The following is a 12487-nucleotide window of genomic DNA, read 5'->3' as shown; positions in this document are numbered from 1 at the left end:
CGGTACGGGAGGCCGTCTGATCCGCCACGCTCACCGCATCGTCCCCACGCAGCGGATCCGACCACCTTCACCGTGACACAGGGTGTGCGTCACAGAGCCTAGAGCACGCAAAGTGACTGCCGTGCGCCGTAATTGGTGGGAATTTAGTACTTGCGACTACCCTTAGTAGTTCGCTACGGTGTGCTGGCTCCTTAGCAAGCGACGGGCCGTACGCCGAGTTCTGCCCTTGGCCCGTCGTCCCTCCTAGATCACCAGGGCAGAAGCGGGGGAACCACGTTCCTCCGGGCAGCCACCACGGCGGCTGCCCTCGGGGTGAAGTCGGCGCGTCCGTGCGCCCGACCGGGCTTCCCGGCCCGAACCCGACAGCTAACCCCGCAGGCGTACGGGAAGGATCTTCGTATGCGTATGCATGGAACTGCAGCCGGGGCTTCCCCCCGTCCCCCGGAACATTGCGGCGGCCACCTGGCGCCCGCCTCTCGGGGTTGATTCCTGGAAGCTAGGCCCAGCGCGGGCCCGGAATTTCTTCACACCGTTCCCACAAACGCGCGCCGAATCCTGCGCTGTTCGTGGCGGCTTTTCGTTGCCATTTTTTGATCCGTACACGGATCATCTGCGCCCTCGGCCGCCGGATCCCGGCTGCTCCTCAACGTAGAAACGAGTTATCCAGATGTCGATCGGCAAACACCGCATGCCCAGGTCCAAGCCCAGCAACGGCCGTTCCCGCGGCCGCGGCCGTTCCGCGGCGGTAGCGGCGGCAAGCGTTATCGGCGCCTCCGCGGGACTGTTCCTCACCGCCAGCCCGGCCAGCGCGGCCACCATCTCGGACGTGTCCATCGCACAGGCGGCGCAGAACGCCGGCCTCCCCTCCTGCCGCGGCATCCCGCTCAGCACCTGGGTGGCCGTCGCCCTCGCCGAGTCGGGCGGCAACACCACCGCCCGCGCCACCGTCGGCGAGGACTCCCGCGGCCTGTGGCAGATCAACATGCGCGCCCACAGCAGCTGGGTCGGCAGCCGCAACCTGTACGACCCGAACACCAACGCCTGGGCAGCCAAGCGCGTGTGCGACATGCAGGGCATCCGGGCCTGGAGCGCCTACAACAACGGCATGCACACCCGGTACCTGGCCCGCGGGGCGGCGGCCGCCGCCGCCGTCGGCACCGGGACCACCACCACCGTCTCGACCGCCCCCAGCACCAGCGGCGGCACATCCGCGTCCACCTCCACCAGCTCGGGCGGCGGCTACATGCGCCTCGGTGTCCCGGGCGTGCGCTGGGACGTCGCGCTCGTCCAGCAGAAGCTGCAGACCCTCGGCTACCCGATCACGGTCGACGGCCGGTTCGGCCCGCAGACCAACCATGTGCTGATCGACTTCCAGAAGAAGAACTGCCTGGTTCCGGACGGCGTGGTCGGCCCGGCCACCCACGCCAAGCTCTTCGGCTGATCCTCGGCCCCACGCATCGCGGGACCCGTCCCCGTCACGAGCTCTGCCTGCCCTCACGGCCGGGCGGGGCCGCGGCGGGGACGGTCCCGTTCACGGGGTGAGCTGCGTCACGCGCGGTCACGCTTCCAGCACCTGCGGTGTGGTGTGCCCGACACTTCGGTGGCCCGTCGGGCTCCCACCGGGCAGTCTCGAAGGCTGGACCTGGGGCCGGACGTCGCCCAGGTCCAGGTCCCGAGCCGGCCGAGGCTCCGGGCCGACCGTCCCACGATGCAGGAGCGTTTGTTGTGCTGACCAGGATCGACCATGTCGGAATCGCGGTGGCCTCGCTCGAGGAGGCCATTCCTCGTTACGAGGCGGCGTTCGGCCTGAAGGTCGCGCATCAGGAGACCAACGAGGCGCAGGGCGTCCGCGAGGCGATGCTCCTGGTCCACAGGGGCGACACCGGCGGTTCCTACGTCCAGCTGCTCGAGCCGATCCGCGAGGACAGCCCGGTCGGCAAGTACCTCGCCAAGAAGGGCCCCGGCATCCACCACATCGCCTACGGCGTGGGCGACATCGACTCGGCCCTCGCCGCGCTCACCGTCACCGGCTTCGATCTGATCAACAAGACGCCCGTGCACGGGACGTCCAACAGCCGCATCGCCTTCCTGCACCCGAAGGGCCTCGGCGGCGTTCTCACCGAGCTGGTCGAGGCCCCCGCCGACCACTGACGGTCGGCACGGGGCGCCGATCACCACAGGACGGCGATCGCGACGTTGCCCACGGCGAGCCCACCGGCCGCGTGAGCCAGGGCCACCGGAGCCTCGTCCCCGCGCGCGTTGCCCACGACGGCCACGCCGGCGACAACCGCGGCGACCGCCAGTTTCACCGCGACCTTCGTGTTGTTCGGGTCCTGGTCGACAGCTCCGCTCGACGCGAGCCCGACCAGGATCATCCCGGTGAAGATCTGCGCCAGGGCCCCGTGCAGGATCCCCGGTGTGATCACCGGGTGCGGCACGCGGATCTGGGCCAGCCACCCCCCGACGATCATCGCCATACCGATCAGATGAAGAACGACAACGAGGTCGTAGAGAACACCCACGACATCGTTTCTACATGACGTAGAAGAAGGTTGGTCGCGGTGCCCGCCGCACGATGCGGCGGGCACCGCCCAGCGGGCACTCCGCGGCCCTGCTGCCCGGCCCGTGACCTGGCTGCCGCGGCTCAGTGACCGCTCACCGGCGACTCAACGGCGGCTCAGCGGCGCGGACCAGTCGCTGGACGGGATCGGGTCGAGCGGCACGACCCCGCTGCCGTCCCAGCCGAACCGCACGGCCGCGGCTCCTGCGGACGGGCAGCACATCGGATCACCCGGGCGGTACAGGTCGTACTGCAGGGCGACGACGTCGCTGGTCGACCAGACCCACCGCACTCCCGCGCTCGGTGTCGTCCCGGTGCCCACGTACCTGCCCCGGTGGAAGAAGAAGGCCTGCTGCGGATGCCCGTCCACGGACGTCGACAGCCGGCCGACGATCACACTCAGCGCGAAGCCCGGCTCGTAGCCGCTGACTCCCAGCGGGGTGTATCCCTGGCCGCGTACCAGACTCGCCGCCTGCGCCGCGGTCAGACCGCCACCGGGCACCGCCGCCGCGGAACCGGCTCCCGGTGTACCTGGCGGGGTGCTGCCCGGCGGGGTGCTGCTCGGCGGGGCGGTACCCGGCGGGGTGGGCGCGGAGGTGCCTGGCACCGAGGCGGACGGCGTTGCGAAGGCGGCCGACATCGCCCCGGCGAACAGGGCGGTGACGGTCAGGACGAAGATGAGCACGATTCGACGCAAGGCGATCGCTCCCTTGACCTCGTATCTGCCGACCGGCCGACGGTAGGCGCGGATGCGGCCGCCCGCCCGCTCCGGAACCGCTTTGCCGGGAATCAGCCAGGTGATGTCGGAAGATAACCGGGAACGGTCCGGCTGAAGGTCGCTGTCATGCGGCCCACGTCAGGCGCGGCCCGGCTGCCCGTCCTGAACGAATCGGACGTCCGCCGCGGCGGGGACCGCCGGTGGCGTGGCCTCAGCCCGAGCTCTGGGACAGGAACATGAGGACCATCCCGCCCGACATGACCAGTCTTGACGCCCGCGGGGCCACCGGGTCCGGGAAGGCCCGCAGCAGTGCCGCGAGCGCGGTCCTCGGCTGGCTGGCGCGCCCTTCCTGGCCGGAGAGCACCGTGCCCGCGGCGAGCTGCGTGGACGGGGCAGCAGGCTGCGCCGTCGCCGTTGAGGTCGCCGTCGCCGTCGCGGTCGCGGGTGCCGTCGCGGGCACGGGTGCCATCGCGGGCACGGGCACGGGCACGGTCGCGGTCTCGGTCGCGAGGCGGCGGGCGGGCAGCCCGACCAGCGCGGCCAGGAACGCGCCGCCGAACAGGACGACGCACCAGGTGCCGAGGGCGCCGTCGGTGCGCAGCGGCCAGCGGGCGATGCCCATCGAGCCGGACATGCAAGCCATCGCCGTGGCCTCCACGAGCAGCAGCGCACAGCAGGACCACAGAGCCGGCGCACCGCACCGTGGATGGGCCACCAGGGCCACGAGCAGCGCGGCCGTGACCACCAGGTACACGGCGAGGAACGGCCACGACCCGACGACCTCGGCGGGAGCCACGAACATGATCGCCATACCGACGGCGACCACCGCGTGCCCAGCCTCGAGCCAGCCGTCCGGGCTGGTCACCCCCGGCCAGGGCGTCCGGTGCAGCCGCCGGAGGTGGAGGAACGCGACGAACAGCGACGCCGCGGTGGCGACGGCGGCCACCGGGCCGGACAGCGGGACCAGCTCGGCGGCCGCGGGATGATCGTGGGTCACCCTCCCGTGGCGAGTTCGGCGGTCACCAGGGAGCTGAGCCGACCGGCGCGGGCCTCGTCGACGATGACCTCCAGCTGCTCGATGCTCATCTGGATGCGCTGACCGAAGTCGTCGGTGATCACGACCCGGCGCTCGGCCTCGGCCTCGTGGTCGATGTAGAGCTCGGGGCAGCCGCAGCTGCACTTCCCACAGAATGTGATGACGTGACTCAGGGCGTCCGAACCGCTCATGGCACCTCGCTGACCTGACCCGATGAGACCTGACACGACGAAAAGATCATCTGAGTGTAAGTCGCCCGGCGGCCGGAGCCGGCCGATTCCGCGCACCATCACACCCGCGGGCCTGCGCCCGCCACCGGACGTCCCGCCCGGCGGGCCGGCGCAGCCGTCACACGCGGGCGTCAGCCGTGGCGCACGGGCGTCAGCCGTCGCACGCCGGCGTCAGCCGTGGCGCGCGGCCTCCACCCAGGCCAGGACGGCGAGGACCCGCCGGTTCTCGGACCGCTCCATCCGCAGCCCCAGCTTGCCGAAGATGCTCGCGATGTGGGACTCGACCGTCTTCGGGCTCAGGTGGACCTGCTGGGAGATGCCGCTGTTCGAGAGGCCCTGCGCCATGAGCTCCAGGACGCGCCGCTCGCGCTCGGACAGGCCGCGCAGCCGTTGTGACTGCGGGTGGCCGGCGAGCAGGCGGGCGGCGATGTGCGAGTCGATCACCGGCTGCCCGTCACGGAGCCGGATCAGCGCGTCCTTGAGCGCCTGCCGGTCGGTGATGTTGTCCTTGCGCATGTAGCCGACGCCCTCGGCACCGCCGGCGAACAGGTCGGCCGCGAAGGGGTCGTCGTCGTGCGCGGTGACGACCAGGACCCCCATCCCCGGATACGCCTGCTTCAGCCCGCGGGCGGTGAGCAGACCTTCGTTGGTCCTGGTGGGGGGCATCCGCATGTCGACGATCGCGACGTCGGGTGGTTCCGCGCGCACCGCCGCGAGCAGCTCGGTGCCGGTCGGGACGGACGCGGTGACCTCGACCCCGAGCGTCGCCAGCAGCACCCCGAGGGCCTCCCGGATGAGGCCGCTGTCCTCCGCGATCGCGACGCGCACACCGGATCTTCTCACAGCTTCCGGTGCAGTCGGCCACCCCGGGATAACCCGTGGTCGTACCGGGGCAGGTCCGGTAGGAGGAACAGACCACTCTCCGGTAGACCTGAGCGATGCCAGTCGGCCCCGAACGCTCCGCGACGGCGCGGCTCATCCTCTCGGCCGCGGTCACCACCCTGGTCGTGGCCGCGGGCACCGTGGCGGCCGGGTGGCCCTACTGGCAGCACCACCGGCTGGGCGCCGTCCCGAACGCGGGTGTGGCGGCCGTGCTCGCCGTCGCGGGGGTGCTCCTCGGCGCGCAGCGGTCGTCGCGCCGGTGCGGCCTGCTGCTCACCGCCGCCGGCGGGTTCAGTGCGCTGACCTGGCTGATCAGCTGGGACGCCGCCGCGCTGCCGCTGGTGGGCAGCGTCAGCCAGTCCGCGTTCTGGCTGGCCTACGGGTGGGGCCTGCTGATCTACCCCGGCAACGCCCTGCGCGGCCGGTGGGACCGCTGGTGGGTCGGGTCCGGCGCGGTGGTCCTGCTGCTGGGGCAGGCCGCGACCATCGCCGTCTCCCGCCCGGAGTGGAACGGCTTCGCGCCGGACGTGTTCTGGCCGGCACCGCTCCTGCTCGACCACGCCGACTTCGTCGTGTTCATGAAGGTCCTGACGGTGTTCTACGTCGCGGTGCCCGCGTCGTTCGTGCTGCTCGCGCTCGCCCGGGTCCGGACCTACCCGGGCCTCGACCGGATCATCGCCGGCCCGGTCCTGCTGCTGGCGGGGTTCACCGCGCTGGTGGCGGCCGTGACCTACCCGGACCTGATGTCCGGCCCGGCCCTGGGTCAGCTCGAGGACGCCATCGCGCTGCAGGGGGCGTCCTCGATCGCCGCGCCGTGCGCGCTGCTCGCCGTCTGCGCCCGCGCGCGGCTGCTGGTGACGACGACCGCCGACCGGCTGCACGCGGCGGTCGGGTCACCGACCCCGGCGTCCGTCCGCGACGCGCTGCGGACGGTGCTGCGTGACGGCACGCTGGACGTCCACTATCCGCAGGCGGAGCGGGACAGCTTCGTGGACCTGCACGGGCGGCCCGTCGGCCTGCCCCCGGTGGCGAGCGGCGGCACGGTCGCGGACCGGCGCTGGTACCTGCCCGCCCGGTCCGCGGACGGCACCGTTCTCGCCGTGCTCAGCCTGAGCCCGGTGCTGCGCCACCACCGCCGGCAGGTGGACGCCGCGCTGGACGCCGCGGCGGTGCCGCTGGAGCACGCCGGCGCCCAGTCGGGGCTGCGGGCGCAGCTCGTCCGGCTCGGTGACGCCCGGCGGCGGGCCTCACGCACCTGGTTCCGGGAGTGGGAGATGCTGGAGCGGGACCTCGGTGACCGGGCCCGCAGGCTCGCCGACCTCGCCGACCTCGCCGCCCGCTCGGACTCCCTGGCCCCCTCGGACTCCCTGGCCGCCTCGGGCTCCCCTGCCCGCTCCGACGAGGCCGCCCGCAGCGGTGCCGCCGGGCCCGCGGGACCAGACCAGGCGGGACCAGGCCAGGCGACGGCCCGCGCCCTGGCCGAGATCGCCGAGGGGCTGCGGGCGGCCCGTGGGGAGCTGGCAGCGATCACCGACGCGCTGCGACCCGCCGTCCTGGACGAGGAGGGGCTGGGCGGGGCGCTGGCCGCCCTCACCGCCACCCTGGACCGGCCCAGCCAGCTGCGGGTGCCTCCCGAGCGGTTCGACCCGGCGAGCGAGCGGGCGCTGTACCTGGCGCTGGCCGCGACCCTGCGCGGCCTGCCCGCCTCGGACGACGCGGCGGTACGGGTCGAGGTGCGCACCGACGGCACCTCGATCGTCGGCGAGGTCACGACGCTCGCGCCGGTGCCCGCCGACCGGGCACAACAGGTCGGTGCCGACCACGTGCGCGCCCTCGGCGGATCGTTCGCCGTCCGTCAGGACGCCGGCGGCACCACGGCGCGGGTGACGGTCCCGTGCGGGTAGCCCTCGCCGACGACAGCCCGCACCTGCGCGCCGGGCTGCGGGCGCTGCTGTCCAGCCTCGGCGCGGAGGTCGTCGCGGCCCTGGGCCGTGGCAGCGACCTGGTCGACGTCGTGACGGCGGCGCCCGCCGCCGCGCCGGTGGACGTCGCGCTGGTCGACATGCGGATGCCCCCCACCCACACCGACGAGGGGCTGCGGACCGCCCGGCAGATCAGGGCCCTGCGGCCGGCCACCGCCGTGCTGGTCTTCACCGCCGACGACGAGGCCCCCTACGCGGCCGAACTGCTCCGCGGCGCGCCGGGAGGGACGGGCTACGTCCTGAAGTCCACCATCACCGACCGCGAGCGGCTGCAGTCGGCGCTGGACCGTCTGGTCGCCGGGGACATCGTCGTCGACGCGGAGGTGGCCCGCCAGGTGGTGACACTGCCCGCCACCGCGCCGGTCCTCACCGGGCTGGACGACCGGCAGCGGGCCGCGCTGCTGCTCGCGCTGCAGGGCCGGGACGTCAACGGGCCGGTCCTGGCCGGACTGCGCACCGCCCTCGACCTGGCCGACGGCATCGCCGCCGACGCCGGCGCCGACGCCGGCGCCGGCGGCTTCATCGCCCGCGAGCTGATCTCCTGGCTGCTCGCGCACGGGTAGCCCGGGAGAGGCCGGAGAGGCCGGTGGCCAGGCCTGCCGCCGTGCCGCCGTGGCGCAGCCGCAGGACCAGCCGCAGCGCGGCCGAGGTCCCGGGCAGCGGGTCGAAGCGGGTGACGTCCAGCCCCGGCACGCCGGGGCGGCGGGTCGCGACGGAGCGTGGCCGGGCGAACTCGCGCAGGCCGTCGGCGCCGTGGACCCGGCCGAAGCCGCTCTCCCCGCGGCCGCCGAACGGCAGCCCCGGGATGGCCGCGAACGACAGCACCGAGTTCACCGACACCATGCCCGCGTCGAGCCGGGCGGCGATCCGGTCGCCCTGCCGGCGGGAGAACACCGCGGCGCCGAGGCCGTAGCGGCTGCCGTTCGCCAGGGCGACCGCCTCGTCGACGTCCGCGACGGTGCGGACCGTCATCGTCGGCCCGAACGTCTCCTCGCGGACGGCCGCGCTGTCCTCGGGGACGTCGACCAGCACGATCGGGTCGATGAACGGGGCGCGCAGCGACTCCGGCCCGCCGAGCAGGGCCGAGCCGCCGCGGGCGAGCGCGTCGTCGACGTGGCGGCGGACGACGTCGACCTGGCCCGGCAGTGTCATCGGGCCGTAGGCGGCCCGTTCACCGGTGCCCGCGCGGATGCCGGCGAGCTGGCGGCGCAGGTGGGTGAGGAAGGCATCCCGCACCCCGGCGACGACGTAGACGCGCTCGACGCCCGCGCAGGTCTGGCCGGCGTTCGCCATCGCGCCCCAGGCGACGATCCGCGCGGCGGCGGCGAGGTCGGCGTCCTCGGCGACGATGGCGGCGTCCTTGCCGCCGCACTCGGCGACGACCGGGGTGAGCGTCTCGGCACAGGCGGCCAGCACCCGCCGGGCCGTCGCCGCCGAGCCGGTGAACGCGACCTTGTCGACGCCCGCCGCGCACAGTGCCGCCCCGGTCTCGCCACGGCCGGTCACCGTGGTGAGGACACCGGCGGGCAGGTCCGGGTTCGCGGCCGCGAAACCCTCGGCGAGCAGCAGTCCGAGGGCGGGTGTCAGCTCACTCGGCTTGAACACCACCGTGTTGCCCGCGGCGAGGGCGTAGGCGATCGACCCGGTCGGCGTCAGCAGCGGGTAGTTCCACGGTCCGATCACGCCGACGACCCCGAAGGGCAGGTAGTCGAGCCGGGCCCCGTGGTCCGGTGTCACCGGGCCACCGCGGATCCGCCGCGGGCCCAGCACCCGCCGGGCGCTGCGGGCGGCCCACCGGATGTGCTCGCAGGTCAGCAGGAGCTCCAGCCGGGCGTCGATCACGGGCTTGCCGTTCTCGGCGTGGACGAGGTCGACGACCTCCCGGTCATGGGTGGCGAGCCAGCCGGCCCAGCGCAGCAGCGCGGCGCGGCGCCCGTCGAAACCGGCGGACCACCACGGCGGCGCGGCCGCCCGCGCCGTGCCCACGGCGGCCGTCACCTCCGCCGCGGACATCACCGGGAAGGTGCCGACGACCTCGCCGGTCGCCGGACCGCGCGACTCGAACGTGCTCTCCACGCCCGCCGCAGTGCTCCCCACCGTGCTCCCCACCGCGGTACTCGCCGCACTTCCCACCGCCGTGTTTCCGACCGTCGCGCTTCCCACAGCCGCCCCGCCTCTCGCCGGCCTCCGCTGGACGTCGGCGGCCCCGCCTGCCTGCTTGCCCTGTTTGCTATTTGCCCTGGAAGACCGGGGACCGCTTCTGGGCGCGGGCCCGGCGGCCCTCCTGCGCATCCTCGCTGGCCCAGCATGCCTCGTAGGCGGCGGTCACCGCCTCCGACGGGACCGCGCCGGCGTCGGTGGCCTCGTTGAACGCCTGCTTGGAGTAGGCCAGCGTCAACGGCGCCAGGCCGGCGAGCTCGTCCGCCCAGGCCAGCGCGACGTCCAGCCCCCCGGCCCGCTGGACCAGGCCGACGCCGAGCGCCCGCGCCGCCGGGACGGTCTCGCAGCCGAGCACGACGGCGCGCGCCGTCCCGCCGCCGGCGAGCGCGGCGAGGCGGCTCAGCGTCCACGGGTCGACGGCCAGCCCCAGCCGGGCGGTCGGGATCGCGAACACGGCGCTGTCGGCCGCGACCCGCAGGTCCGCGGCGAGTGCGAGCTGCAGCCCGGCGCCGATCGCCGGGCCGTTCACCGCCGCGATCACCGGCAGCGGGGTGTCCGTGATCGCGTGCAGCGCGTTGTAGAGCGCGTCGGTGAACGCCTCGCCGTAGACCTGGTCGAGGTCCGCCCCCGCGCAGAAGCTCGACCCGACGCCGGTGAGGACGACCGCGCGCGCACCGGAATCCTCCGCCCGCCCGAGCGCGGCCCGCAGCCCTTCGCAGTGCTCGATGTCGAGCGCGTTGCGGCGCTCCGGCCGGTCGATGCGGATGACCGCGACCTGCGGGGCCCCGGGCGTCTGGCCAGCTCCGGCCGGCTCGCCGGAGGCGGGAGGAGGAACGGGTCCGCCGCGGAGTTCAACGTCTATCACGGCGTCAACCCTCCCAGATCTGCCCCCGCTGCTCGCGCAGTAGTGAGGAGTCACCAACCAGGACATGATCGACCAGCGAGCGGGGCGCCGGGTCGGGCAGGGCCAGGCACTCACGCCGCAGCGCGGCCGCGGCCGTGTCGGCCTCGGCCCTGACCTGCGCGAACCAGGCCTCGTCGTGGGTGTGGGCCAGCAGCCGCCCGAGCCGGTCGATCGGATCCCGGGCCTGCCACCAGGCCAGCTCGGCGGCCTGCTGGTACCTCGTCGCGTCGTCGGACGTCGTGTGCGGCGCCATCCGGTAGGTGTTCGCCTCGACGAGGACGGGGCCACCCCCCGCGCGGGCGTGGTCCAGCGCCCAGCCGGTCACCGCGTGCACCGCCAGGACGTCGTTGCCGTCGACCCGCACCCCGGGGAAGCCGAAACCGTCGGCACGCCGCGCGAGCGGGACGGGCGACTGCCGGCTGCTGGGCGTGGAGATCGCCCACTGGTTGTTCTGGCAGAAGAACACCACCGGCACCGCGAAACTCGCCGCCCACACGAACGCCTCGTTCGCATCCCCCTGACTCATCGCCCCATCGCCCAGATAGACCATCACCACCTGGCCATCACCGCCCGCGCCCGCTGCTCCAGCCGCACCACCCCCCGCACCCCCCGTACCCCCCGCGCCAGCCGCGCCGTTCAGGTCGGGCCGGCGGGTGAGGTCGTCCATCCGCACGCCGAGCCCGTACCCGACGGCGTGCAGCGTCTGCGAGGCCAGCACCAGCACGTAGTTGGCGACCTGGTACCGCTCGGGATCCCAGCCGCTGTGCGACACCCCGCGCAGCAGGCGCAGGACGTCCACCGCGGGGATGCCGCGGTGCCACACCACGGCGTGCTCCCGGTAGCTGGGGAAGAGGAAGTCACCCGGCCGGGCGGCGGCGGCGGAGCCCACCTGGGCGGCCTCCTGCCCCCGCAGGGGGATCCACAGGACCAGTTCGCCCTGGCGCTGCAGGGCCGTCGCCTCCTCGTCCAGGCGGCGCGCCCGCACCATCTCCCGGTAGAAGGACTCGGCCTGGCCCGCACCGGCCCGCACCGAGAACCGCGGATCATCGACGAGTTCGCCGTCCGGCGTCAGCAGCCGAACGCCCACGTCAAACGCCGCACCGTTCCCGCCGCGTTCCGCCATCAACGCCATCCGTACACATCCCGTCTCGTCGGCCGCTTCGTTTCGACGCCGGAAGGGCGGGGATACCGGTGGCATCCAACACCCGACCCAGGGGGCCGTCCGTCGTGTTTCAGATTCTTTGGATTGTGCTGGCAGGTCTCATCATCGGAGTTCTTGCACGCTTCATCGCGCGCGCTGTCGGGCGCGGGCGGCAGGATATCCCACTGTGGTTGACCGTGGCCATCGGTATCGTGGGCGCCCTCGTCGGAAATGTCATCGCGAGTGCTATCGGAGTGCGCAACACGTCGGGCTTCGACTGGATTCGCCATGTTCTCCAGATCGGCGTCGCGGTGGCTCTGGTCGGTATCGCCGCCCCGCTGTGGGCGTCCCGTCAACATCGCCATCACGATGACCGCTACGGGGTGCGCCACTAGCACCACCCACACGGGCTTCACGGCGGCGCGTACCAGCACCCTCCTGCCCGGCACGACCGCGCGCCCCACCGACGGCGCCCGGCACGACCGGTCCCGGCGCCGGCGGCCACGACTCGGCCGCCGGCGCCGGGACCGGTCGTGCCGGGACCCGCTGGTGCTAGACGTAGGTCTCGTCCACGTAGCACCAGCGCCAGTCCTCACCGGGCTCGTGCGAGCGGACGACAGGATGCCCCTCGGCAGCCGCGTGGGCCCGCGCGTGGCGCATCGGGGACGAGTCGCAACAGCCCACGTTGCCGCAGCTCAGACACAACCGCAGATGCACCCAGACCGACCCGACCCGCAGGCACTCGGCGCAGCCGTGCGACGTGTTCGGCACAACCGGACGGATCATCGACAGGTGTGGATCAACGCCAGCGTTCACGTCGCTATTCTCCCCTGACCGGACGCACGCCGCGACGTGGACCATTCGCGAGAACGCC

14 protein-coding genes and 1 riboswitch are annotated in these 12487 nt (G+C 73.5%); of the genes, 5 read left to right on the top strand and 9 right to left on the bottom strand.

The features are described from left to right. Nucleotides 1-230 precede the first annotated feature (230 nt). Nucleotides 231-396, top strand: a riboswitch (cyclic di-AMP (ydaO/yuaA leader). 271 nt (nt 397-667) lie between these two features. Next, nucleotides 668-1441 (top strand): peptidoglycan-binding protein, encoded by a 774-nt coding sequence (locus B207_RS0114705; RefSeq protein WP_018637307.1) that lies wholly within the window; start codon nt 668-670, stop codon nt 1439-1441. A 284-nt stretch (nt 1442-1725) separates the two neighbouring features. After that, the gene (mce, locus tag B207_RS0114700) at nt 1726-2151 is read left to right on the top strand and encodes a methylmalonyl-CoA epimerase (RefSeq protein WP_018637306.1); all 426 of its coding nucleotides are present in this window, start codon (nt 1726-1728) and stop codon (nt 2149-2151) included. Nucleotides 2152-2171: 20 nt separating this feature from the next. Here the strand turns inward: mce and B207_RS0114695 are convergent, their stop codons facing one another. The 5 genes from B207_RS0114695 to B207_RS0114675 form a co-directional block, all read right to left on the bottom strand. Next, entirely contained in the window at nt 2172-2522 is a 351-nt protein-coding gene (locus tag B207_RS0114695) for a hypothetical protein (RefSeq protein WP_018637305.1), read from the bottom strand. 144 nt (nt 2523-2666) lie between these two features. Then, nucleotides 2667-3257, bottom strand: coding sequence for an LppP/LprE family lipoprotein (locus tag B207_RS0114690; protein ID WP_026311067.1), 591 nt, complete (start codon nt 3255-3257; stop codon nt 2667-2669). Nucleotides 3258-3489: 232 nt separating this feature from the next. Beyond that, nucleotides 3490-4275 (bottom strand): DUF5134 domain-containing protein, encoded by a 786-nt coding sequence (locus B207_RS0114685; RefSeq protein WP_018637303.1) that lies wholly within the window; start codon nt 4273-4275, stop codon nt 3490-3492. Then, nucleotides 4272-4505, bottom strand: coding sequence for a hypothetical protein (locus B207_RS0114680; protein ID WP_018637302.1), 234 nt, complete (start codon nt 4503-4505; stop codon nt 4272-4274). Before B207_RS0114680 ends, B207_RS0114685 begins: the two co-directional genes overlap by 4 nt. A 210-nt stretch (nt 4506-4715) precedes the next feature. Beyond that, complete coding sequence (locus tag B207_RS0114675; protein ID WP_018637301.1) at nt 4716-5372, bottom strand: response regulator transcription factor; 657 nt, start codon at nt 5370-5372, stop codon at nt 4716-4718. A 110-nt stretch (nt 5373-5482) separates the two neighbouring features. On the opposite strand from B207_RS0114675, the gene B207_RS0114670 reads away from it, so the two are divergent. Together B207_RS0114670 and B207_RS0114665 are read left to right on the top strand one after the other, a co-directional pair. Continuing rightward, nucleotides 5483-7330 carry a hypothetical protein gene (locus tag B207_RS0114670; RefSeq protein ID WP_018637300.1) on the top strand — a complete coding sequence of 616 codons (1848 nt, stop codon included), beginning with the start codon at nt 5483-5485 and terminating at the stop codon, nt 7328-7330. After that, on the top strand, nt 7321-7971 hold the full coding sequence (locus tag B207_RS0114665) for a response regulator (protein WP_018637299.1): 651 nt from the start codon (nt 7321-7323) through the stop codon (nt 7969-7971). The genes B207_RS0114670 and B207_RS0114665 overlap by 10 nt, the downstream gene beginning before the upstream one ends. Here the strand turns inward: B207_RS0114665 and B207_RS33970 are convergent. The 3 genes from B207_RS33970 to B207_RS0114650 all read right to left on the bottom strand — a co-directional run bounded on the left by B207_RS33970 (nt 7928) and on the right by B207_RS0114650 (nt 11604). Then, nucleotides 7928-9505 (bottom strand): aldehyde dehydrogenase family protein, encoded by a 1578-nt coding sequence (locus B207_RS33970; protein WP_195905294.1) that lies wholly within the window; start codon nt 9503-9505, stop codon nt 7928-7930. The genes B207_RS0114665 and B207_RS33970 overlap by 44 nt on opposite strands. A gap of 133 nt (nt 9506-9638) precedes the next feature. Then, the gene (locus B207_RS0114655) at nt 9639-10433 is read right to left on the bottom strand and encodes an enoyl-CoA hydratase (RefSeq protein WP_018637297.1); all 795 of its coding nucleotides are present in this window, start codon (nt 10431-10433) and stop codon (nt 9639-9641) included. 4 nt (nt 10434-10437) lie between these two features. Continuing rightward, nucleotides 10438-11604, bottom strand: coding sequence for a thiamine pyrophosphate-dependent enzyme (locus tag B207_RS0114650; RefSeq protein WP_018637296.1), 1167 nt, complete (start codon nt 11602-11604; stop codon nt 10438-10440). A gap of 95 nt (nt 11605-11699) precedes the next feature. Here B207_RS0114650 and B207_RS0114645 point away from each other — a divergent pair, with 95 nt between their 5' ends. Next, on the top strand, nt 11700-12008 hold the full coding sequence (locus B207_RS0114645; RefSeq protein WP_026311066.1) for a GlsB/YeaQ/YmgE family stress response membrane protein: 309 nt from the start codon (nt 11700-11702) through the stop codon (nt 12006-12008). A 157-nt stretch (nt 12009-12165) separates the two neighbouring features. On the opposite strand, the gene B207_RS0114640 is transcribed toward B207_RS0114645, so the two are convergent. Further along, the gene (locus B207_RS0114640) at nt 12166-12474 is read right to left on the bottom strand and encodes a UBP-type zinc finger domain-containing protein (protein WP_051102534.1); all 309 of its coding nucleotides are present in this window, start codon (nt 12472-12474) and stop codon (nt 12166-12168) included. Nucleotides 12475-12487: the final 13 nt, after the last annotated feature.

Origin of the sequence: Parafrankia elaeagni (genome assembly GCF_000374165.1) — a bacterium.
GTDB lineage: Bacteria > Actinomycetota > Actinomycetes > Frankiales > Frankiaceae > Parafrankia > Parafrankia elaeagni.
This window is presented reverse-complemented; position numbering and strand designations above follow the sequence as displayed.